At 65.5% G+C, this 23,920-nt stretch carries 17 protein-coding genes; 16 read left to right on the forward strand and 1 reads right to left on the reverse strand.

Features of this window, described 5'->3' with window-relative positions; translation table 11 throughout:
* The first annotated feature begins 28 nt into the window (after positions 1–28).
* From HH302_RS01020 to HH302_RS01050, 7 genes are all read left to right on the forward strand, one after another.
* Positions 29–1,051 (forward strand): inorganic phosphate transporter, encoded by a 1,023-nt coding sequence (locus tag HH302_RS01020; protein ID WP_172196912.1) that lies wholly within the window; start codon positions 29–31, stop codon positions 1,049–1,051.
* 160 nt (positions 1,052–1,211) lie between these two features.
* Positions 1,212–1,421 carry a hypothetical protein gene (locus HH302_RS01025; protein WP_172196504.1) on the forward strand — a complete coding sequence of 70 codons (210 nt, stop codon included), beginning with the start codon at positions 1,212–1,214 and terminating at the stop codon, positions 1,419–1,421.
* Between the two features lie 43 nt (positions 1,422–1,464).
* On the forward strand, positions 1,465–3,276 hold the full coding sequence (locus HH302_RS01030) for an aminopeptidase P family protein (RefSeq protein WP_172196914.1): 1,812 nt from the start codon (positions 1,465–1,467) through the stop codon (positions 3,274–3,276).
* A 33-nt stretch (positions 3,277–3,309) separates the two neighbouring features.
* Complete coding sequence (locus HH302_RS01035) at positions 3,310–4,362, forward strand: aminopeptidase (protein ID WP_172196916.1); 1,053 nt, start codon at positions 3,310–3,312, stop codon at positions 4,360–4,362.
* A 59-nt stretch (positions 4,363–4,421) separates the two neighbouring features.
* A complete protein-coding gene (locus tag HH302_RS01040) occupies positions 4,422–5,165 on the forward strand; it encodes a hypothetical protein (RefSeq protein WP_172196918.1) in 744 nt (247 codons plus the stop codon).
* Positions 5,166–5,257: 92 nt separating this feature from the next.
* On the forward strand, positions 5,258–7,540 hold the full coding sequence (locus tag HH302_RS01045; protein WP_172196920.1) for an ATP-binding protein: 2,283 nt from the start codon (positions 5,258–5,260) through the stop codon (positions 7,538–7,540).
* Positions 7,541–7,556: 16 nt separating this feature from the next.
* The gene (locus HH302_RS01050; protein WP_172196922.1) at positions 7,557–8,489 is read left to right on the forward strand and encodes a substrate-binding domain-containing protein; all 933 of its coding nucleotides are present in this window, start codon (positions 7,557–7,559) and stop codon (positions 8,487–8,489) included.
* Between the two features lie 27 nt (positions 8,490–8,516).
* On the opposite strand, the gene yegQ is transcribed toward HH302_RS01050, so the two are convergent.
* Positions 8,517–9,830, reverse strand: a complete 1,314-nt coding sequence (gene yegQ, locus HH302_RS01055) for a tRNA 5-hydroxyuridine modification protein YegQ (protein WP_172196924.1) — start codon at positions 9,828–9,830, stop codon at positions 8,517–8,519.
* Positions 9,831–10,094: 264 nt separating this feature from the next.
* Between yegQ and pta the strand changes: the two genes are divergently transcribed.
* The 9 genes from pta (at position 10,095) to HH302_RS01100 (ending at position 23,920) form a co-directional block, all read left to right on the forward strand.
* Positions 10,095–12,146 (forward strand): phosphate acetyltransferase, encoded by a 2,052-nt coding sequence (gene pta, locus HH302_RS01060; protein ID WP_172196926.1) that lies wholly within the window; start codon positions 10,095–10,097, stop codon positions 12,144–12,146.
* A gap of 123 nt (positions 12,147–12,269) precedes the next feature.
* Positions 12,270–12,806: a superoxide dismutase family protein gene (locus HH302_RS01065; protein ID WP_172196928.1), complete on the forward strand. Its 537-nt coding sequence runs from the start codon at positions 12,270–12,272 to the stop codon at positions 12,804–12,806.
* A gap of 286 nt (positions 12,807–13,092) precedes the next feature.
* The gene (locus tag HH302_RS01070) at positions 13,093–13,713 is read left to right on the forward strand and encodes a DUF642 domain-containing protein (protein ID WP_172196930.1); all 621 of its coding nucleotides are present in this window, start codon (positions 13,093–13,095) and stop codon (positions 13,711–13,713) included.
* Between the two features lie 266 nt (positions 13,714–13,979).
* Positions 13,980–14,618 carry a DUF642 domain-containing protein gene (locus tag HH302_RS01075; RefSeq protein WP_172196932.1) on the forward strand — a complete coding sequence of 213 codons (639 nt, stop codon included), beginning with the start codon at positions 13,980–13,982 and terminating at the stop codon, positions 14,616–14,618.
* 178 nt (positions 14,619–14,796) lie between these two features.
* Positions 14,797–16,542 (forward strand): ABC transporter ATP-binding protein, encoded by a 1,746-nt coding sequence (locus HH302_RS01080; RefSeq protein ID WP_172196934.1) that lies wholly within the window; start codon positions 14,797–14,799, stop codon positions 16,540–16,542.
* The gene (locus HH302_RS01085) at positions 16,532–18,286 is read left to right on the forward strand and encodes an ABC transporter ATP-binding protein (RefSeq protein WP_172196936.1); all 1,755 of its coding nucleotides are present in this window, start codon (positions 16,532–16,534) and stop codon (positions 18,284–18,286) included. Before HH302_RS01080 ends, HH302_RS01085 begins: the two co-directional genes overlap by 11 nt.
* Positions 18,287–18,300: 14 nt before the next feature.
* Positions 18,301–19,350 (forward strand): NADP(H)-dependent aldo-keto reductase, encoded by a 1,050-nt coding sequence (locus HH302_RS01090; protein WP_172196938.1) that lies wholly within the window; start codon positions 18,301–18,303, stop codon positions 19,348–19,350.
* Between the two features lie 133 nt (positions 19,351–19,483).
* The gene (locus HH302_RS01095) at positions 19,484–22,279 is read left to right on the forward strand and encodes a type VI secretion system Vgr family protein (protein WP_172196940.1); all 2,796 of its coding nucleotides are present in this window, start codon (positions 19,484–19,486) and stop codon (positions 22,277–22,279) included.
* Between the two features lie 39 nt (positions 22,280–22,318).
* Positions 22,319–23,920, forward strand: a complete 1,602-nt coding sequence (locus HH302_RS01100; RefSeq protein WP_172196942.1) for a hypothetical protein — start codon at positions 22,319–22,321, stop codon at positions 23,918–23,920.

Consider the following 23,920-nt stretch of genomic DNA (forward strand, 5'->3'; position numbering starts at 1 on the left):
TGATTGCTGGACTCACCGGGGTTTCCTGATGACCTTCGAGGTTTTGCTCGTTTTGCTGGCACTCGCGTTGCTGTTCGATTTCATGAACGGCTTTCACGATGCAGCAAACTCCATTGCCACGGTCGTGTCGACCGGCGTGCTCCGCCCGCAGTGGGCGGTGCTGTTCGCCGCGTTCTTCAATTTCGTGGCGTATTTCCTGTTTCCGTTGAAGGTGGCTGCCACCATTGGCAAGGGCACGATCGATCCCTCGATCGTCGATCACTACGTGATCTTTGGCGCACTGATGGGCGCCATTGTTTGGAACCTGATCACTTGGTGGTACGGCATCCCTTCCAGCTCATCCCATGCGCTGATTGGTGGCTTGGTTGGGGCGGCGGTTGCAAAGTCGGGCACCGACTCGTTGATCGCCTCGGGTGTGCTGAAGACAGTTGCCTTCATCGTCGTGTCGCCGATGCTCGGCATGCTGCTGGGCTCCCTGCTGATGTTGGCCGTCTCCTGGATCTTCTTCCGAACCGCGCCACGGCGGGTCGATAAGTGGTTTAGGCGATTGCAACTGATGTCAGCCGCGCTCTACAGCTTGGGTCACGGGGGCAACGATGCGCAGAAAACGGCCGGTATCATCTGGATGATGCTGGTGGCGGCAACGGTTTCGCACCCGGAAATGGTGCCGCACTGGATGCAGGCAACGCCGGACCATCTGCCGCACTGGGTGGTGATCGCGTGTTACGTGATGATTGGCCTCGGCACCATGTTCGGCGGCTGGCGAATCGTGAAGACCATGGGTCAGAAGCTCACCAAGCTGAAGCCGGTCGGCGGCTTCTGTGCTGAAACGGGTGGCGCGATGACGTTGTTCCTCGCCACCTCGCTTGGCATTCCGGTGTCGACGACGCACACGATTACCGGTGCGATCGTCGGCGTGGGCTCATGCAACAACGTCAAAGCGGTGCGCTGGGGCGTGGCGGGCAACATCGTCTGGGCTTGGATCCTGACGATTCCGTGTTCCGCGTTTGTTGCTGCGCTGTCCTGGGAAATCGGTCGCCGAATCTTCTGAAGTCGGATCAGCGGCGGGTAGTTTCGCAAGGGCGGCCTTCGGGTCGCCCTTGCTGCATTTTGTGGCGCCAACATGCGATGATCGTAGACCACGATCAGCACAGGTGTTGGTCGTGCGTTCGGCGGGCCACGACCGGCCCGCCTCGTATTTGGAGATCGAAATGAAGAAGTCACCCCTCGCGCCACGCAACCCACTGGTTGCTGCGGCGCTGCTCCGCAAGGCCGGAGCGCATCAGAAGACCGGTAAGGCGCTGCGCCGTGCCGAGCGCATTGCCCTGCTGGCGGCCTTTGGGCGCCGTGGCGATCGGGACGACGGCAGTTTTTCCGGCAAAGCCCATGCGCATCGCGTGGGCTTCGCCGGAGCGAACTGACCGTTTGCCTCGCTGACTAAACCGCCACAAGCCGGATAAAACGATGAACAGCCCCAGCACCCAACGCGAAACCGAGATCCGCGCGCGCATCGACCAGCTGCGCGCCGCCCTGCGCCGCCACGGCGTGGATGCCTGCCTGGTGCCGTCTGCCGACCCGCATCTGTCGGAATACCTTCCTGAGCACTGGCAAGCCCGGCAGTGGCTGTCCGGCTTCACGGGTTCGATGGGTACGCTGGTCGTTACAACCGATTTCACGGGCGTGTGGGCCGACAGCCGTTACTGGGTGCAGGCCGAGGCCGAGCTCGCTGGCACCGGCATCACGCTGATGCGCATCCCGACGGGTAACAACAGCCAGCATGTCGACTGGCTTGCGGCTAACCTGCCGGAAGGCGGCTCGCTGGCGGTCGATGGCAGCTCGCTCGGGCTGGCCGCGGCGCAACAACTGCGCGCGGCATTCGGTGCGCGTGCAATCACGCTGCGCGCTGATCTGGATCTCGTCGCCGAGGTGTGGTCCGATCGCCCGGCACTGCCAGCGGCGCCGGTGTATGAGCATTTGCCTCCGCATGCCGCGACTTCGCGTGCGGACAAGCTCGCCGGTGTGCGCGCTGCGATGGCGGCACATGGGGCAGGCTGGCATTTCCTCTCGACGCTCGACGACATCGCCTGGCTCTTCAATCTGCGCGGTTCGGATGTCAGCTATAACCCGGTGTTCATCGCTCACGCATTGATCGGTGCCGACACGGCGACGCTGTTTGTGGGTGGAGGGAAAGTGCCGGCCGCCCTGGCTGAGCGGCTGACAACGGACGGTGTCGTGCTGGCGCCCTACGACGCGGCGCCTGCGGCCCTTGCGGCATTGCCGGCCGACGCGACACTGCTGCTCGACCCGCGCCGCGTGACGCTGGGGCTGCGCGAAAAGGTGGCGGAAGGGGTGCGTGTTGTCGAGGCAATCAACCCGAGCACCTTGGCCAAGTCGCGCAAAACCGCCGCCGAAGCGGCGCATGTGCGCGAGGCGATGGCGCAGGATGGCGCCGCGCTGGCCGAGTTCTTTGCATGGTTCGAATCGGCGATCGGCCGCGAGACGATCACCGAGCTGACGGTCGACGAGAAACTCACCGCCGCGCGTGCGCGTCGCCCCGGCTTCGTCAGCGCGAGTTTCGGCACCATCGCGGCCTGGAATGCCAATGGCGCGATGCCGCACTACCACGCGACCGATGCCTCGCATGCCACGATCGCGGGCGATGGTTTGCTGCTGATCGATTCGGGTGGTCAGTACCTCGGCGGCACCACCGACATCACCCGCGTCGTTGCGGTGGGTACCCCTTCCGCGGCCCAGAAGCGCGATTTCACGCTGGTCCTCAAGGGCATGATCAGCCTGTCGCGTGCGAAGTTTCCGCGCGGCACCCTGTCGCCGGCACTCGACGCGCTGGCGCGTGCGCCGATCTGGGCCGAGGGCATCGAGTACGGCCACGGCACCGGCCATGGGGTCGGCTACTTCATGAATGTGCACGAAGGCCCGCAGTCGATCTCGAAGGCGATTCCGAATGCCGACATGGCGATGGAGCCGGGCATGATCACCTCCAACGAACCGGGCATCTATCGCCCCGGCCAATGGGGCGTGCGGATCGAAAATCTGCTGCTCAACGTTGAGGCCGGCAGCACCGAGTTCGGCGACTTCCTTGCCTTTGAAACGCTGACCCTGTGCCCGATCGATACCCGTTGCATCGACCGCGGCCTGCTGCGCGACGACGAAGTCTCCTGGCTCAACGCCTATCACGCAACGGTGCGTGAGCGTGTTGCGCCGCTGGTGACCGGAGCAGCGCTCGCCTGGCTTGAGGCGAACACGCAGGCGATCTGATCGCGCATGGGCAGGCGCGTGAGACTGGCAGGCATGGCGGCGGTTTCGGCCGCCGTCGCGCTGCTGTTCGGGCTATCCGCGTGTTCCGTCTCGCCCGCGTACTACCTGCAGGCGGCCGGCGGGCAGATCGCGCTGCTGAGTCACAGCCGCCCGATCGACGAGGTGGTGGCGGAGGGCGATACCCCGGAGTCACTGCGCGCAAACCTCGAACGCGCACGCCAGATCCGCCGCTTTGCGTCCGACACACTCGGCTTGCCGGACAACGACAGCTACGCGCGCTACACCGCGCTGGACCGCCCGTACGTGTCGTGGAACGTGTTCGCCGCCGATCCGCTGTCGGTGCGTCTGAAGGAGTGGTGCGTACCGGTGGCTGGCTGCATCGGCTACCTCGGTTACTTCGACAAGGCAGATGCCGACGCACGCGCAGCCGAGCTGCGTGCGCAGGGCTACGACGTGTATGTCGGCGGCGTGCCCGCCTATTCCACGCTGGGCTGGTTCTCTGACCCGCTGCTGTCCACCTTCATCGCGTGGCCCGAGACGGAGTTCGCCCGCCTGCTGTTCCACGAGCTGACGCATCAGGTCGCCTACGTCAAAGACGACACCGAGTTCAACGAATCCTTCGCTACGGCGGTGGAGGAGGCCGGCGTCGAGCGCTGGATGGCGCAGCCGGGGAAGGCCACATTGCGTGACGGCTTTGAACGGGCCCAGCGCATGCGCGAGGACTTTCGCGCGCTGGTGCTCGACTACCGCCGCCAACTCGAAGCGCTCTATGCGAGCGATCTGCCCGCCCCGGACAAGCTCGCGCGCAAGGCTGCGCTGATCGCTGCCATGGGCGAACGCTACCAGCAGATCAAAACCGAGCGTTGGGGCGGCTACGCCGGTTACGACCGCTGGTTCGCGCAGCCGATCAACAACGCCTTGCTCGCGTCGGTTGGTGTCTACACCGGCAAGGTGCCAGCGTTCCGCCAGATGCTGGCCGCCTGTGGCGACGCCTTGCCGCGTTTCTACAAGGGCGTGAAGCAGATTGCATCGCAGCCGCGCGATGCACGCGAGCGCGCACTCACTGCCGGGGTCTGCCCGAACTGACGCCGGCAGCGCCCTCGGGCACAATCGCGCCTCGCTCTTCTTCGCCGGACGCCGCTTTGATGAACATCCCGCTCGACACCCTTGACGCCACGGTTGCCCGCGACGCCCAGGAACAGGCTGCCCGCCTGGTTCAGGATGCCTTCGTGCAGATCTTTCGCCACACGCTTGAATCCGAACAGCAGGAGCGCGTCGGCGCGGTGGTGACGATCTGCGGCCAACTCGCCGAGTGGGCAGGCATGGCCGACGCCGAGGGCGCCGCGGCGCGCAAGGCGCTGCTACTGGCCGGCCTCGATCAGTGGGGGCTGGCGTGGAGCCAGGCTTTCGGCCCCGCGTGCATGCTTGGCATCACCGCCTTGGTCGGTGCCTTGCGCGACACGATGGATGTGGCCCAGGAAGGGCGCTGCCAAGCGTGGTTCGCGCGCCTCAACGATGAAGAGGGCTGCGGCTTTGCCTTCAAGGTCGAACTGCGGCGCGGCATCCACCTCGCGCTGTGGCACGCAATGATTGCTTCGGGCGAGCGCGAAGAAGCCTTCGCCGTCCTGCGTACGCTCGGTGGCCTGATGGTGGCCCTCACGCGGCAGATGCCGGCCGACGGCTGGCGTCTGGTGTCCGACGCGCTCGCGCATATCCAGCTGCGATGCCTGTCGCACGGCTTGGCGACCGAGGGCATCGCGCAGGAGACCACGCAGGCTTTGTTCGCGGCACTCTCGCAGGAACTGCCGAAGGATCTGCGCGACCGCATCATGGCGCACGCCACTCAGGCCGTGATTGCCTGGCAGCGCGCAGCCCGCAATCCGCAATAAGGCTGTACCGATAGCCTGCCGCCCGGCCGGCACCTACGGAAAACCTGCGCGCTGCCGTAATTGCCAGAAGCGGCAAGCATCGGACACAGCGCATGCGGGAAACCTGGCATCGACTATTCGGGGGGGATTCGACTGGGCCGGCGTTCGGCTTGGGTGACCAGCTCGTGCCGGTGCTACGCGATCTGCTGGTGGTCGTTGGCTTGCTGGTCTTTACCTTCGCGGCCTTCATGCTGCTGACTGGCTGGCATTCGAGCCCGGTCGCGATGTATTCCCTGCTCGGCGCGCTGCTTTTCTGGCCACTGTTCTTCGTGCTGATCCGGCGTCGCGTGGTGCGGCCGGTGGTCGTGATCCTGATGCTGCTGTGCTGCGCGATTGCGGTGTCGATCGCGCTGCGGCTGGGCACGATCCGGACCCTGCAGATGTCTGGCGTGTTCGTGGCGGTGGTGGTGGGCACCCTGGTACTCGGGCGCCGCACCGGGGGCATCGCGCTGCTGCTGGTGCTCGCATTGGTCTGGAGTGGTGGCCTTTTGCAGCTCGCGCACGGCAGCGCGAGCGATTCACGTGCGCTGGTGTTCAACCAGGCGGCCACCTTCAGTTTCTTCGCGATCATGCTCTACGCAATCCTCGTGATCGTGCGGCAGCACTACATCGAGGCGCTGAGCGAGCGCGACCGCAGTGCGGCGGACCGGCTGCTCGCGAGCGAGGCGCTGGCCGAGTCGGAAGACAAATTCGCGACGCTGTTCCGCGAAGGGCCGCTTGCGGCGCTGATCCTGTCGCCCGACAACGGCCGGGTGCGTGAGGCGAACCAGGCGTTCCTGCGCCTGGCCGGCATGTCGGCCGCCGAGGTTCAGGACATGCCCTTCGATGGGCTAGGGCTGATGCTCCCCGGCGAATCCTTGTTGGCAGAGTGGTCCGCGCTGGCGGCCGGCGCGCTGCCGATCGAGGGCCGCGCGATCACGCTCGCGGCACGCGATCAGCGGCGGGTGGTCTGTGAGCTGAGCGCGCGGGCGGTGAGCGTGCGCGGCCGGCCATTCGTGATCGCACAGTTTGTCGATGTGACGGCACGGCACGAGGCGGAGCAGCGGGTGCGCGAGAGTGAAGGGCGCATCGCCGCCGCCTTCGAGGTGTCGCCCGATGCTTGGACGCTCAACGATCTGGCGAGCGGGCGCTATCTCGCCGTTAACCGGATCTGGGAGATCTGGTCCGGCTATGCGCGTTCCGAGGCGATCGGCCGTACCGCGCTTGAGTTGGGCATCGTACGCAGCCAGCAGGACATGGCGCAGATACGCGATGCGCTGCAGGCCGGCGGCGGCGCAATCAACCAGCTCGATATCGTGCTGCAGCGACGTAACGGTGAGACGCGGCGCTGCGCCATGTCGGCGCGGATCTTCGCGGTTGGCGATACCCGTTACGTCATCACCAGCTCGCGCGACACGACGGATGAGTGGGCGACACGCGAAGCGCTCGCCGAGCTCAACCACGGGCTGGAGGAAAAGGTTGCCGAGCGCACGGCCGAGCTGGAGCAGGTGAACCGCGAGCTGATCCGTACCGTCGCCGAGTTGGGTAGCGCGCAGGACGAGCTGGTGCGGCAGGAGAAGCTCGCCTCGCTGGGGGCAATGGTGGCCGGGGTGGCGCACGAACTGAATACGCCGATCGGCAACAGCGTGACGCTGGCGACCACGGTGTCGCATGAGGCGGGGCTGATTCTGCGCGCTGCGCAGGGCGGCGGCTTGCGCCGCAGCGAGCTGCTCAACGCGCTGCGCACCTGCGACGAAGCGGCGAAGTTGCTGACGCGCAACCTCGCCTCGGCGCATGAGCTGATCTCCAGTTTCAAGCAAGTGGCGGTGGACCAGACCAGTGAAGCGCGGCGCGTTTTCGGCTTCGCGCACTCGCTCGAAGAAATCGTCGCAACCCTGCGGCCCTCGCTTCGAGCCACGGCCATCGCGCTGGAGCTCGAACTCGACGGCGATCTGAGGCTCGATTCCTTTCCGGGGGCGCTGGCCCGGGTGGTGACGAATCTTGTGGACAACGCGCGCATCCATGCTTTCTCGCCGGGGGCTGGCGGGCATATCACGGTGAGCGGCCGCGTCATCAACGATGATGCGGTGGAGCTGGTCGTTGCTGACAATGGATGCGGTATCCCGCCGGAGAACCAGCGTAAGGTCTTCGACCCGTTTTTCACCACGCGCCTGGGCCAGGGCGGCAGCGGGCTTGGCCTGCATATCGTGTTCACGCTGGTGACGCGCGTGCTGGGTGGGCGGATCGCACTTGAGAGCGCGGGGGCTGAGGGTACCCGGGTCCGCATCAGCCTGCCACGGGTTGCGCCGGCAGGCGGTGAGTCGGTGGAACAGCCGTTTCATGGGGTCGTGCAATGATCGAGAGGCAGCTTTGATGAAGAAGACCGTGCTGATGCTTGCGGCGCTGGTTTCATGCGCCACCGTTCATGCGGGCGATAGCCCGCGGAAACTCGACGTGGTGGGGGTCTCGGTTTCATCGCTGGCGAATCCGTACTTCAGCGCGCTGGCGCGGGGGGCGCAGGCGCGGGCGGAAGAGATCAACCCGCGTGTGCGCGTCATCGTTACCTCCGCCGAGTACGACGTGCCGGCGCAGGTCCGCGAGATCGAGCGCTTCGTCAGCGAGCGCGCAGATCTGATTCTGATCGCAGCATCCCACTCCACGGCGCTGGCGTCCGCGTTGCGTCGCGCGCGCGACGCGGGGATTCCCGTCGTTGCGGTCGACGTGGATACCGAGGGTGCGGAAGTGATGATCCAGTCCGACAATCGGAGCGCGGGTGAGTCCGTCTGCCGCTACCTGGCCGGACGCCTCAACGGCAAAGGCAATTTCATCATCCAGAATGGGCCGCAGGTCTCATCGGTCACCGATCGGGTCGCCGGCTGCAGGGCGGCCTTGAAGGATTTCCCCAACATCCGCTTGCTGACGGATACCGGCGATGGCTTGGCCTCACCCTGGGGCGGCAGCCATCTGATGGAAGAGCATGTGCAGCGCTTCCCGCAGATCGACGCGATCTTCGCGATCAACGATCGTCAGGCCCTTGGCGCGGAAACCGTCGCAGTCCGGCGCGGGATGCGCAAGCTGCTGATTGGCGGCGTCGATGGCTCGCCCGAGGTGGAAGATGCGCTGAAGCGCCCGGGCCTGATCGTCGTCAGCGCAGCGCAATCGCCCGAAGAGATCGGGCGCCGCGGTGTGGATAGCGGCCTTGCGCTGCGCGACGGGCGTGGCGCCGAGCGCGGGCGGATTCTGCTGCAGACAAACTTGGTAACGCGCGACAACGTCGCGAAGTATCAAGGCTGGAACGCGCGTTGATTGCGGCGCGGGCTCGCTCGCCCGGCGTCAGATAAAGCGGGCCAGGAAGGCGCCTTCGCAGCCGGCAGGCAGCTTCACGCGAACGTGGTGGCCACTGCCCGGCGCAACCGTGGTCGGCGTGCCGTCGGCCTTGAACATGGCTTCGATCGCGACTTCGCGGTTGCCGGCTGGGTGAATCACTTCGACGCGGTCGCCGACCGAGAACTTGTTCTTCACGACAACTTCCGCCAGCCCGTCGATGCCGTAACCGGTGAGATCGCCCACGTACTGGCTGCGGTCCGATTCGGAATGCCCGCGCAGGTAGTTCTGGTACTCCTGCGTGTGGTGGCGCTCGTAGAAGCCGTCGGTGTAGCCACGGCTGGCAAGGCCATCTAGCTCCGACAGCAGGCGCATGTCCAGCGGGCGGCCGGCAATCGCGTCCTCAATCGCTTGGCTGTAGGCCTGGCACGTGCGGGCGACGTAGTAGGGCGACTTGGTGCGGCCCTCGATCTTCAGCGAATGCACGCCGATCTCGACCAGCTTGGCCACGTGCTCGATGGCGCGCAGATCCTTCGAGTTCATCACATAGGTGCCGTGCTCGTCTTCCTCGATCGGCATCAACTGGCCGGGGCGGGTCTCTTCCTCGATCAGGTAGACCTTCGAGGCCGGGTTCTCGGCGCTGGGTGCTGGCGTGTTGCAGCAGGCGTTGCCGCTGGTGGCGTCGCCGGTGGCGTCGATCTCGGCCGGTTTCACGTCGTACTTCCAGCGGCATGAGTTCGTGCAGGTGCCCTGGTTGGGGTCGCGGTGGTTGAAGTAGCCCGAGAGCAGGCAGCGTCCGGAGTAAGCGATGCAGAGCGCGCCATGAACGAAGACCTCGATCTCCATTTCTGGGCAGGCTTCGCGGATCTCGCGGATCTCGTCGAGCGACAGCTCGCGCGACAGGATGATCCGGCGCACGCCCATCTTTCCCCAGAAGCGCACGGTGGCGTAATTGACCGTGTTGGCCTGCACCGACAGATGCACCGGCATCTCCGGCCAGGCCTCGCGCACCATGTCGATCAGGCCCGGGTCGGCCATGATCAGTGCGTCGGGCTTCAGGGCCACCACCGGCGCCATGTCGGCGAGGTAGGTGCGCACCTTGGCGTTGTGCGGGAAGACATTGCTCACCAGGTAGAACTGCTTGCCGAGCGCATGCGCGCGGTCGATACCCAGCTGCAGGTTCTCCAGGCTGCCGAACTCGTTGTTGCGCGCGCGCAGGCTGTAGCGCGGCTGGCCGGCATACACCGCGTCGGCGCCAAAGGCGAAGGCGGTGTCGAGCATGGCCAGCGAACCGGCAGGGGCGAGGAGTTCTGGGCGTTGCATGGGGACCACCTGGGTGCAGCGTGTTGCGAAGGGCGCAGATGGTACCGCAGTGCACGCGCGCGGACGGGCGCTGTGCGACGTACAGGCCGCGAGGTGCCGATCCGGCAGCGAAGCGGCCTCGGCGACCCTATGATGGTTAAAGTGTAAAAACTGCGAACAATCCCTGTCTCGTCAACAAAATAGTTAAGGCGGCCGACTATCATGCACCGCACAATTTCCCCCCGGCCTACCGGAGGGGCTGCTGACCACAAGCGGAGCTCCCCCATGCGTACGTATTTCGTTGCGCCGACGCGACCCAATGTCGGCCTTACCTCGGTTTCACTGGGCCTCGTGCGGGCCTTGCAGCGTCGCGGCCTGAAGGTTGCGTTCGTCAAACCGGTCACCAAACGCACGCCGGATACCGAGCCGTCGGTGTTGTTCGCCCGCAGCATTTGCCACGTCGAGCGTACGCCGGACCCGCTGCCGATGAGCCTGGTCACCCAGCGCATCACCAGCGGCAAGACTGACGATCTGCTCGAAGACATTGTCAGCCTGTCGATGTCCGCCACCGAAGGCGCCGACGTGCTGGTCGTCGAAGGCATCCATGCCGACCCCAGCCGTGCCTTCATCCCGCGCCTGTCGGGCGACATCGCGCGCAGCTTGCAGGCGGATGTGGTGCTGGTGGCGAGCGCTGCCGACGCCGAAGGCATCGCAGAAACCAACTATCTGATCGCACAGGTGCGCAACGCAGGACGCCGTGTGGTCGGGGTGATCTTCAACCGCGCGGTGGAGGGCTTCGATGAAGCGGCTGCCGCAGCGCAACTCGGTGGCGTGCCGGTGTGGGGCGTGATCAAGACCGATCCGGCGCTGTCGGCGCCGCGCACGATCGATGTGGCGCGCCATCTCGGCGCCGAGATCATGATCGAGGGCGACATCGGCTCGCGCCGTGTCCTCGAGACTGTGGTGGCCGCGCGTTCGGTGTCGGAAGTGATCCCGCGCCTCAAACCGGGCGCCCTGGTTGTCAGCGCGGGTGACCGCGACGACGTGATGCTGGCGACTGCGCTGGCGGCCAGCAACGGCATCCAGCTCGCCGGTCTGCTGCTGACCCACCATAGCTTCATCAGCCCGCGGATCGAGAAATTCGGCACGCTGGCCTTCCACGGTGGCCTGCCGGTGCTGCGTACCGATGGCGACAGCTATGAGACTGCAGCACGTATCAGCCGGCTGCCCAACGCGGTGCCGCAGGACGATTCGGACCGCATGAACACCGTGATCGAAAGCGTCGCCGAGCAGATCGACGGCGAGGCGATCTGCGCCGGGCTGGAGCTAGCCGTGTCCACCCGCATGTCGCCGCCGGCCTTCCGCTATCAGCTGATCCAGAAGGCGCGTGCCGCGAACAAGCGCATCGTGCTGCCGGAGGGCGACGAGCCACGTACCGTGCGGGCCGCCGTGATCTGCACCGAGAAGGGCATTGCGCGCTGCGTGTTGCTGGGCAAGCGGGCATCGATCCAGGCTGTCGCGGATGCGCAGGGCCTCGTCCTGCCGCCTGAGCTTGAAATCCTGGAGCCGGATGCGATCGCCGAACGTTACGTCGCGCCGATGGTCGAGTTGCGCAAGAGCAAGGGTCTGACGCCGGGTCAGGCGCGTGCCGGGCTGGAAGACACCGTTGTGCTCGGCACGATGATGCTGGCCGTCGACGAAGTCGATGGCCTCGTCAGCGGCGCGGTGCATACGACCGCCAACACCGTGCGCCCCGCGCTGCAGCTGATCAAGACCGCGCCGGGGTCGTCGATCGTGTCGTCCTGCTTCTTCATGCTGATGCCGGAGCAGGTACTGGTCTACGCGGACTGCGCGATCAACCCGGACCCGACCGCCGAAGAACTGGCCGATATCGCCAAGCAGAGTGCCGACAGCGCTGCCGCCTTCGGCATCGACCCGAAGGTTGCGATGATCAGCTACAGCACCGGCGCCTCGGGCAGCGGTGACGACGTCGAGAAGGTGCGCAAGGCCACCGAACTCGCCAAGACGCGTTTCCCGGAACTGGTTCTGGACGGTCCGATGCAGTACGACGCGGCCACCGTGAAGGACGTTGCGGCCCAGAAGGCACCGGGCAGCCCGGTTGCCGGCCAAGCCACGGTCTTCGTATTCCCCGACCTGAACACCGGCAACACCACCTACAAGGCGGTGCAGCGCTCGGCCAACGTGGTCTCGGTGGGCCCGATGCTGCAAGGCCTGCGCAAGCCGGTGAATGACCTCTCGCGTGGCGCCCTGGTGGACGACATCGTGTTCACGATCGCGCTGACGGCAATCCAGGCTGACGCTAAGCCCGCCGCCTGATCCCGCCCGGTTCTCCGCGCAACGGCACACCTTGGGTGTGCCGTTTTCATTTGTGGCGGCGGGCGGCGGCTGATCTACGATGCAGAAAGCGGGTCTTGCCCGCCCCAACCCCGGAGATCATCGATGCCTACAAGAAACATCGCCCTGCTAGCCACTGCCACCCTGCTTGCCGCTTGCGCCAGCACGCCACCTGCACCCCTTCGCGCCGTCGCGCAGATCCGCCCGACCGCGTCGGCAGAAGCCGCCGGCCTGAGCCCGACCGGCGCGGTGTCCTTTGTCGAACTGCCGAATGGCAAAGTACATGTCGACGCGCGGGTGTCGGGTCTCAAGCCCAATGCCGAACATGGTTTCCATGTGCACGACGTCGCGGATTGCTCGGGTGACGGCACCAAGACGGCCGGCCACCTGAACCCGGATCAACATCCGCACGGGCATCCGGGCACCCCGGCGCGCCACGCCGGTGCGATGTTCAACCTGAAAACCGACGCGAGTGGCGTCGGAGTGCTGTCGCAGGATGTCGATACGATCACCCTGACGCCGGGCAAGTACGGCATTGTCGGCAAGCCGCTGATCATTCACCGCGATGCCGACGATTACACCTCGCAGCCGCTTGGCAATGCGGGGCCGCGTGTGGGCTGCGGCATCATCACGGCAGGCTGAAGCACTTCGGAGCGGGGCGCAGCGCTGGCGGCGGCCCCCGCCAAGCTGTGGCCCTTCGATGAGGGCGCGGGCCCTGGCTACCCGGGCGCTGCGACGCTTTTGCGAGCGTCGTCGTAACGGTAATCCTGCCGAAAGGCGTGATTAATTGCGCGCCGCAACAAGAATCAACAAATACGACATCTCTATTGGAAATATCATTCGGGTGTCGATGGCCTGCATATGAGGGCGCATAACTGCCTCGCGCAGCCGCCGTCATTCGACCCGAACATTTCCCCTGGGAGCACACATGACGAAATCCCCCCTGCGTCTCGCGCTAGCTGGTCTGGCCGCTTGCGCATCGATCGGCTCCGCAAGTGCGGCGACCAACCTGATCACCAACGGCAGCTTTGAGAGTGTCAGCCAGCAGGCCGGTACATGGACGATCTACAACAAGCTCTCGGGTTGGCAGGTCGATACCAACGGGGTCGAGGTGCGCAACAACGTCTATGGCAAGGCCTACGATGGCGCCAACTTCGTTGAGCTGGATACGAAGAAGAACTCATCGATCTCGCAATCCTTCGCCACTGTCGTTGGCCAGCAATACAGCGTCTCGTTCTACTACTCGCCACGCATGCAGGTGCCGCTGAACTCGAACGACATCATCGTGTCGCTCAACGGCGTGACGAAGCTGACGGCGACTGGCAGCGGCCAGCACCAGACCGGGAACGTCTGGAAGGAATATGGCTTTGACTTCGTCGCCACCGGCACGTCGTCCACGCTGACGTTCGCCGCTGGCGGCGTCAGCAACAGCTACGGTGGTTCGCTCGACAAGGTCAGCGTGAGCGCGGTGCCCGAGCCCGCCTCGTGGGCGACCATGCTGGTCGGCTTGGTCGGCCTCGGCGCGATCACCCGCCGCCGCCTGCGCTGAAGCCCTTAGGCGCACACCAACGGAAGCGCTCCTGCGGGGGGCGCTTTTCTTTTGTGGGGCGCCCCGCGCGAGGTGCGACGTGCGCTGAGGTTCAGCGCCATCACCGTCACCGTGCGTGACGGATTGCGCGGTGCAGCGAGAATCGACAAATACGGATTGTTCGAAGGAAATATCATTTCCTTGCCTTTGATCTGTAAAAGACGGCGTGAGGCTGCCGCAGCAGATTTCTGGCAATCCGACCCCAACCAAAACCCCTGGGAGCACTCATGACGCTAACCCCCAAGCAAGTTGTCCGCGCCGCGCTCGTCGGTGTGGCGACCTTTGCACTGATCGGTTCGGCCGCTGCTGCGCCGATCAACCTGATCGAAAACGGCAGTTTCGAAGATGTCAAACAAGCCAACGGGACTTGGAGCATCTACACGAAGAACTTCGCCGGCTGGCAGGTCAACCGGACCTACGGCGTTGAGCTGCGCAACAACGTTGCCGGCACTGCGTTCGACGGCGTGAACTTCGTTGAACTGGATACCACCGCGAATTCCTGGATTTCGCAAACCTTCGATACCACCGTTGGCCAAACCTACAAGGTGTCGTTCTACTTCTCGCCGCGTACTGGTGTGGCAGCAGATTCGAATGACATCACCGCGCTGATCAACGGTGCTTCGGCACTGACCGCGTCGGGTAGCGGCGTTGGCGCCTCCGGTAACGTGTGGAAGCAATACAGCTTCAATTTCGTCGCAGCCGGCGACCTGTCCACGCTGGGTTTCAAGGCGGGCGGGATCAGCAACAGCTACGGTGGTTCGCTCGACAATGTCAGCGTGACCGCCGTGCCGGAACCTGCCTCGTGGGCAACCATGCTGGTCGGTCTCGTCGGCCTGGGCGCGATCACGCGCCGCCGCCTGAGCTGAATGAATCAGCTGCACGCAAAGGGCGCTCCGCGAGGGGCGCCCTTTTTCTTTGTGCGCTGGATTTGTGCAGGCGCTGCGCCGGCAGACACGAACCGGATACGTGAGGACCTTAGAATGATGCCCTTGGCCGCCGCGCTCACACGGCGCGACTGGCCCCTTCCTGCCCCCGGACACCCCGATGAGTCTCGCTGCCCTCGTAGCCGCCTTCGTGCGCCGCCACTGGCGCGCCTATTCCGCTTCTGCCGTGATGCTGGCCGGCATCGCGATCCTGACCGTGTGGGTGCCACGCCGCGTCGCGGCGATCATCGACCGGCTGGTGCATGGCCAGGTCACGCCGGGCGCGCTGCTGGGCGAATTCGCGATCCTCGTCGCGATGGGGCTGACGATCTACGTGCTGCGGGTGGGTTGGCGGCTGGCGCTGTTCTCGGCCGCCTACCAGCTTGGCGTCGAACTTCGCACCAAGCTCTACCGGCAGTTCACGCTGCAGGGCGCGCGCTTCTTCCAGGGCAGCCGCACCGGCGATCTGATGGCGCGGGCGACAAACGACATCGACGCGGTGGAACTTACCGTTGGTGAAGCGCTGCTCGCGGGCTTCGACGGCACGATGACGCTGATCCTGGTGGTCGCGATGATGACGCTGGGCATCGACTGGCGGCTCGGCCTTGCTGCCTTGTTGCCGTTCCCCTTCATGGCCTTCGCGTTCTGGCGCATCTCGCGCCATGTGCACCATGCATGGCGCGATTCGCTCGCCCGTTTCGGCAAACTCAACGATCACGTTCAGGAAACGCTGGCCGGGGTGCGCACGGTGCGCGCGCTGGGTCTGGAGGCGCGCAGCAGCGCGCATTTCGCCGAACTCACAGCGGCTGCTGCAAAGGCCGGCGACACCGCGCAGCGCTGGGAGGCGGCCTACGAACCGGCGGTTGGCCTCGCCTTGTCAGCCGCCAGCGCGCTGACGCTGTCGCTGGGCGGCTGGCTGGTGTGGCAGGGCGAGCTGACGATCGGCCTGCTGACCGGTTTTTCGATGTATCTCGGGCAACTGATCTGGCCGATGTTCGCGGCGGGCCATGTGCTGTCGCTGATCGAGCGGGGCCGTGCCGCCTGGGAGCGCCTGCAGCCGGTGCTCGAAGCGGCGCCGGAGATGCCGGATCACGGCACGCTGGCAGCGCCCGCCGGTGATGCGGCGCTGGAATTGGCCGAGGTGACCTACCGCTTCCCGGGGCAGACGGCTCCGGCGCTCGACGCCGTCAATCTGAGGCTTGAAGCCGGCCATACCCTCGGTCTCGTAGGCGCCACCGGCGCCGGCAAATCAACGCTGATCCGCTTGCTGCTGCGTCAGGACGTGGCCGAATCGGGTGCGTTGCGCTGGGGCGGCCGGCCGCTCGCCGACTATTCGCTCGATGCGCTGCGTGCCGCGATGGCCTGGGTGCCACAGGAGGCCTTCCTGTTCTCGGCGTCGATTGCTGACAACATCGCACTCGCCAAACCGAATGCGAGTCGCACCGAGATCGAGCGGGCCGCGCGGCTGGCGGCGATCCACGACGATATCCTGCGCCTGCCCAAGGGCTACGAAACACCGGTCGGCGAGCGTGGCGTGTCGCTCTCCGGCGGGCAGCGCCAGCGGGTGGCGATTGCGCGCGCGCTGCTGTCGGACGCGCCGATCCTGCTGCTCGATGACGCGCTTTCGGCGGTCGACACCGAAACCGAGACGCGCATCCTGAGCCACCTGCGCGACGCGCGCCGCGGCCGCACGGTGATCATCGTCAGCCACCGGCTCTCGGCGGTGATGGATGCCGAGCGCACGCTGGTGCTGCGCCATGGGCGCGTCATCGAAGCCGGCACGCATGCCGAACTGCTCGAACGCAACGGCTGGTACGCCAGCCAGTGGCGCTACCAGCAACTGGAGGCGAGCCTCGATGCAGCCTGAACACAACAACACTAGCGGCGACCTCGCCCGCGCTGCGGCGCTGCTGGCACAGGCTGCGCGACCCGAATCGCGGCGGCTGCTGATCGCACTGCTCGGGCTTGCCTGCGCGGCCGGGCTCGAAGTGCTGGGGCCGATGCTGGGCAAGGCCTTCATCGACGGTTACCTGATCCCGCGCCGCGCCGATATCGGCGGCATCGCGCTGCTGATCGGCGGCAGCCTGCTCGCCGTGTGGTGCGCCAACGGCCTGCGCTACCTGCAGCTATTGAGCTTATCCGGCGTCGCGGCCCGTTCGGTGCAGCGCTTGCGCGAGCGGGTGTACGGCCATGTGCTGCGCTTGCCGGTCGCCTACTTCGACCGTGCGATCACCGGCCAGCTTGTCAGCCGGGTGACGAACGACACCGAGGCGGTGAAGGCACTGTACGTGCAGGTGCTATTCGTGATGCTCGACAGCGTGATCGTGCTGTGCGGATCGCTCGCCGCGATGGCCTGGCTGGATCTGCGCCTGATGGGCGTGGTGACGCTGCTGATCCCGGCCGTGATCGGGATCGTCTGGTTCTACAAGCGGCTTTCCGCGCCGGCCGTGGCCCGTGCGCGTGAGCTGCGCAGCGAGATCAACGCGCAGATTGCCGAGTCGATCGCCGGCATGCCGGTGCTGCAGGCGACCGGCGCTGCCGGGCGCTTTGCCGCACGCTTCGAGCAGGCCAACCGCGCGCACTACGAAGCCCGCCGCGCTGAGTTGCGCGCCAACGCGTGGCTACTGCGCCCCGCACTCGATCTGCTCAATGTGCTGTTGCTGGTCGGTGTGCTGGCGAGTTTCGCCGGGCGCGGCAGCGTGGCCGAGGTGGGTGTGTTGTACGCCTTCGTAGGCCTGATGGCGCGCGTGATCGAGCCGCTGATCCAGATTACGCTGCAGTTCTCGCAACTGCAGCAATCGCTGATCGCCGCATCGCGCGTCGGTACCTTGCTCGCCGAACCGCTGGCCGTGCCGGCGGGCGAAAGCGGCCGCATCGGCGCCGGGGAAGTTGCGCTGCGTGAGCTCGCGTTCGGCTACGACCCGACCCATCCGGTGATCCATGATCTGTCGCTGACGATCGCCGCCGGCAGCTTCCACGGCATCGTTGGCCATACCGGCAGCGGCAAGAGCACGCTGCTCGCGCTGCTGCTGCGTTTCTACGCACCGCAGAGCGGAGCGATCGAGATCGACGGCACGCCGATCAGCGAACTGGGTGACGCCACCTTCCGCAGCGCCGTCGGCTTGGTGCCGCAAGAGCCCTTCCTGCTCGCCGCCAATGCACGCGAGAACATTGACATGGGGCGCGGGCTTAGCGATGGCGAGATCGAATCCGCAGCCCGCGCTGCCCGTGCGCACGACTTCATCCTCGCGCTGCCCGAGGGCTACGCCACGCCGCTGGGCGAGGGGGGCGCGCGCCTGTCGGTGGGGCAGAAACAGCTGATCGCGATCGCGCGTGCGCTGGCAGGGCAACCGAAGATCCTGCTGCTCGACGAAGCCACGTCGCACATCGACAGCGAAACCGAACAGGTGGTGCAAGCCGCGCTGGCGGAACTTCGCGGCCGGGTGACGATCATTGCCATCGCGCACCGGCTGTCGACGATCCGCGATGCCGACGCGATCATCGTACTCAACCACGGCCGCATCGCCGAGCGCGGCCACCATGACGATCTGATGGCGATCGACGGCGGCATCTATCGCCGCCTCTACGAGTTGCAGCAGATCGAAGACTAGTCGAAGGAGTCCCGATGGAATACCGCGAACTCGGCCGAACCGGCCTAAAGGTGAGTGCCATCTGCCTTGGCACCATGACCTGGGGCGAGCAGAACAGCGAATCCGACGCGCATGCGCAGATTGACTGCGCGCTCGATGCCGGCGTGAACTTCATCGATACCGCGGAGATGTACCCGGTGCCGCCGCGCGCCGAAACGCAGGGCCTGACCGAGACCTACATCGGCACCTGGCTGGCGAAGAGCGGCCGGCGCAAGGATGTGGTGCTCGCGACCAAGGCCGCTGGCCCGGTGCGCAAACCGCACAACCCGCGTCATATCCGCGGCGGCACCACCTTCTTCGACCGCGCCAACCTCGAAGCAGCCTTGCACGACAGCCTGCGCCGGCTGCAGACGGACTACGTCGACCTCTACCAGCTGCATTGGCCCGACCGCAGCGTGAATTGCTTCGGGCAGCTGGGCTACCAGCACATCGCCGACGAAGTCACGACGCCGATCGTCGAGACGCTTGGCGTGCTGGCGGACTTCGTCAAGGCCGGCAAGGTTCGCCATGTCGGTGTGTCGAACGAGACCCCCTGGGGCCTGATGCGATTCCTCACGCTGGCTGATGTCGCCGGGCTGCCGCGCGTGGCAAGCATCCAGAACCCTTACAGCCTGGTGAATCGCACCTTCGAGATCGGTCTGTCCGAGATCGCCATCCGCGAGCAGGCGGGGCTTCTGGCCTACTCGCCGCTCGCTTTCGGCGTGCTGAGCGGCAAGTACCTCGACGGCGCCAAGCCGGCGGGCGCGCGGCTTACGTTGTTTGAGCGTTTCCAGCGCTACACCAACCCCAACACCGCGCGTGCCGCCGCGGCTTATGTGGCGCTCGCGCGGGAGCATGGCCTTGATCCGGCCCAGATGGCGCTGGCCTTCGTCACCTCACGTGACTTCGTGACCAGCAATATCATCGGCGCGACCACGCTGGAGCAACTGCACAGCAACCTTGAAAGTGCAGCACTGAGCTTGTCGCCAGAAGTGCTGGCAGGCATCGAGGCGATCCACCAGCAGATTCCCAACCCGGCGCCCTGAGCGGGGCGCCCGCGGCGCGGTTGACCGGGCAGCGTGACAAGCTTCCCGGGTGGCTTGGTGTGTTCGGTGAAAATGCCAAGTGCGTATGCAAAACTGCTAACTTTGCGCACCCCGCAAGCCTGCAGGACTCCGCATGCTCTCGCTCGACACGCTCATTGCCGCTCTGCCCGGGCTGGACGCCTTCTACCGCGCGCTGTCGCAGCACGCCCGTCTGCTCGAACTCAAGACACCGCTTGCTGCCGATACGCTGTTGCCGGAGCGCTTCGCAGGTCGCGAAGCGCTGTCGGAGACGTTCTGTTTCGATCTGGATTGCCTGTCCCCCTCCGCGCACCTTGATCTGAAGCCGCTGATCGGCGAGTGCGTCACGCTGAGTTTGCGGCAAGCGGATGGCAGCCTGCGCCGCTGGCATGCTCATGTCACCCACGCAGCGCAGTTGGGCGCAGACGGTGGACTGGCGCGCTACCGCCTGGTGCTCGAACCCTGGCTCGCATTCCTGCGCCACCGCCGCACCAGCCGCATCTTTCAGGATCAAAGTGCGCTGGACGTCGTGCAGGCTGTATTGGGTGATTACCCGATCGCCCGCTTCGATGTGCGGGTCGCAAACGCCGGCGCCATCATGCCGCGCCCGCTGATCACCCAGTACCGCGAAACCGATTTCGATTTTGTCCAGCGACTGCTCGCGGAAGAAGGGCTGTCGTACTGGTTTGAACATGCGGAGAGTGGTGACGAACACCGCTTGGTCATCGCCGACGCCGCGGCTGATTGGCCCGCCTGCCCGCAGGCGAGCGTGCGCTTCACCCGCCTCTCCGCCACCGACAGCGCCGACGCGATCCATAGCTTTGGCGCCTGGCGCGAAGTGCGCAGCACACAGGTCACCCTTTCCGCCTGGGACGACACTGCGCTGGTCGCCACCGCCGCACAACAAACCAGCGCCTGGCCGGCTGGCGAGTTGCCGGCCCTCGAACAGTATTTCGGCGAGGGCGAGCGCCGCTACGCCGATTCTGCGGCTGCCGAACGCATGGCCGGCTTGCGCATGCAGGCGCACGAACGCGCGGTGAAGACCTGGGCAGGGGAATCGTCCGTGCGGGTGTTTGCGCCGGCGCAACGCTTCACGCTGGTCGATCACGATGCCTTTGGTGGCCTGTCGGGACGCGACCCGAAACTCACGGTGCTGTGGGTGGAACACGAAGCGGCCAACAACCTCGATTCCGACGCACGCGAATTGCTGACAGCGGTGGGCGTTGAACGCGGCACCTACCGTAACCGCTTCGCAGCCTTGCCGGCCGCCGTACCGATCGTGCCGGACATGCCCGCCCGTCCGCGCGCACCCGGCAGTCACAGCGCACGCGTCGTCGGTGTCGAGGGCGAAACCGTCAGCACCACGCGCGACCACCGCGTCAAGATCCAGTTTCCGTGGCAGCGCGGGGCCGCGCCGACGCCGGGCGGCCTCTCGCACGAAACCGAACGCGCGCCCGGCAACGAATCCTCGGGCATCTGGGTGCGCATTGCCGAATGGGCTGCTGGCCCCAACTGGGGTAGCCAGTTCACCCCGCCGATCGGCAGCGAAGTGCTGGTCGGTTTCATCGATGAAGATCCCGATTGCCCGCAAGTCATCGGCGGCACCTTCAACGGCAGCCACACCCCGCCGTTCGATGGCGGCGTGGATGCTGCCAGTGGCCAGCCGGGCGTGGTCAGCGGCATCCATCAGCCCACGCTAGACGGTGGCGGCCACGCGCAATGGCTGATCGACGATACGCCCGGCCAGCAACGTGCACGGCTCGCGACGAACCTCGCCGCCGCGCGGCTGGAGCTCGGCTGGATCACCGCGCAGCGCGGCGCAAGTGGCGCCCGCGGCAACTGGCGTGGCGAAGGCTTCGAACTCGCCACCGACGCGTGGACCACCGTGCGTGCTGGCGAGGGGCTGCTCTTCACCACGCAGGCGCGGCCGCAGGGCACATCGACCCAACTCGACGCCGCCGAGGCCCTCGCGCGCGTGAAGGGCGCCAAACAGCTCAACGAGACCCTCGCGCAACACGCCAGCACCCACACCGCCGGCACCCTGCAGGCCGCGCAAGACAAACAGCCGCTACCCGAACTGATCAAGACGTTCGAAGCGCGTCATGGCGGCCCGCAGGGCGGCCAGAGCGAAAAGATCCACGCTCCCGGTAGTCGCTCCGAGACCGAATCCGCACACAAGCTCGGGCAGCCGATCATCGCCTTCGACAGCGCCGCGAGCCTCATCGCGACCACGCCAGCCAGCCTCACCTGGATGAGCGGCGAGAGCGCCAGTCTCACTGCCCACGGCGACAGCCACCTCGCCGCAGGCCATAGTGCAAGCCTCACCGCCGCGCGCGAAGTCAGCCTCTTCACCGCCACAGAGGACCTGGCCGCCGTCGCCGCAGCCGGCCCCCTATCGCTGCGTGCCCACACCGACACCCTCGAACTCGCCGCCGACAAATCCGTAACCGTCACCAGCAGCGGCGAAGGCATCGACATCCTCGCCCAGCAGAAAATCGTGCTCAGCGCCGGCCAAAGCCAGATCGAACTCAACGGCGCCAACATCACCTTCAAATGCCCCGGCAAATTCGAGGTGAAGGGCGCGAGCCATGCGTTCGAGGGTGGGGGGAGTGCGGCAGCGCGGCTCAATGATTTGCCCGCAGGCGCTATGGGTCCGATGCAGAACTGGCTGGATCTGGAGCTTCGCGGCTGGGAAGCCGAGCCGCTCCAGAATGTGCCCTACACCGTGACCTTCGCTGACGGTTCGCAGCGGCGCGGCGTGTTGGATGCCAACGGCTACGCGCACCTGGAGAACATCCCCAAAGGCGGGCAACACAGGGTCGAGTACGAGAACCCGCCCAGCGCGGAAGATCCGCCCGCCTTCACACTCGCGGACCTCGCCAAGGCGATCAAGTCGTACGTCGGCGCCTGACTTTCGCGCTCGCTTCACAGCAATCCAGAACGGAACAGCATGTCATTTTCAATCGACGACATCGTCAAGGCCGTCCGCCGCTACCGACACGAGGCCGACGCGACGATCAAGGACACCAAAGAAAAAGCCAATTGGGTTTGGGAGGCCATACAGGGCGACTTCAATCCTAATCGTTCCATCGGGCAGGTCGGCTTTGATACCGCGGTGTGTCTTGTTCCTGGCGTCGACACAGTGATGGATATCCGTGACCTGATCGCCAACATCATCACCATCGTGCGCACGCCAGCGAGCGGCATGGCGTGGTTCTCGTTGGTGCTGACACTCGTTGGTTTCATTCCGGAGTTGGGCTCCGTTGCCAAGGGTGTCGTCAAGATTGTGTTCGTCAAGCTGCGCCCGCTTATCAAGCACGCGGACGACCTTACAAACGCGAGCAAGATGGTCAAGTACCTCGACGAGGCCTTCGACGCGGCGCTGCCCGAAATCATCCAGTACTTGCGGCACCCGAAAGTGCAGCAGTACCTCACCAAAGTTGGTCGCGTGCCTGATGTCGTAAAGTGGGCTGGCGGCACCATCAAGACCGTGGCCGGCAAGATTGACACGGCAAAGCTCAAAGCCTTGTTCAACAAGTCGGCCGACAACGTGAAGGCGATCCTCAAAACCCTTGAGCCGTTGCTTCCCGCCAGTGCAGGCAAGAAGATCAAGAGCGTGTTCGACGGCATCGTGACGATCCAGAAAAAGTTCGATGCGATGGTCGACAAATTCGTTGAGCCCATGCGCGCGATGATGCGGCGCCTGGCTGAACGGCTGGAAGAAATGCACTGGGTGGCGCACACCCAGGACGCGAACAAGGGCTGGATTGCGCCGCTCTCGGAGGCGGGGGCGCAGCGACTGATCAAGCGGCACAATCCCCCTTGGATCAAGACGGCGGAGTCGGTCAAGTTCAAACAGCTCAAGCCAAAGGACACACGAAAGCTGGCGTCGTACAAGGACGGCATCAAGAAAGGCGCCCCGGAACTCGACGACGAAGCGATCAAGAGTTTCGCGAACGGCATCAAGGCGCGCCCGCTGCGCGACGGTGAAACGCTCTACCGCGTGGTGGACCCCACCAGCGGCAGCTTGAGCACGTGCTGGATTACTGAATCAGTGTGGAAGGAAATCAACGCCAATCCGGAACTGGCGCGCGAAGTCTGGCGCGGCAAACTGGCCGTGAAGGCCGAATGGAACCAGAACGGCAGCTACGTGAAGTACACCTACGACAAGGCGAGGGACGGCGAAATCGTGGTGTGGGAAGGCACGACCGCGATGCAGTACGTGGATGACAAAGTGGGCATCGCAGCCGGCTACTACGAAGGCGGGTTTCAGCAGGTTGTCTGGCAGCCCACGCGGTGGGATCCTGTCCAGAACAAGTCAGTGCCCAACCAGCTCAAGAACGCACAGCCCGATGGCTTCACCAAAGCGCAGTTCCCCGACATGGTGGAAGGCAACGTCATCAAGGACGCAGCAGGCCAGGCCAAGAAAAGCGGCGTGCGGACCAAGATCAATGACCCACGCATCGAAGGCCCGTTTGAAACCGGTTGGGGCTACAAGGACTTCGAGGATCAGCACGACCTGATCGGCCTGCCCAACCCGATGAAGGAATGA

The sequence above is a fragment of the Niveibacterium sp. COAC-50 genome (genome assembly GCF_013184235.1).
Taxonomy (GTDB): Bacteria; Pseudomonadota; Gammaproteobacteria; order Burkholderiales; family Rhodocyclaceae; genus Niveibacterium; species Niveibacterium microcysteis.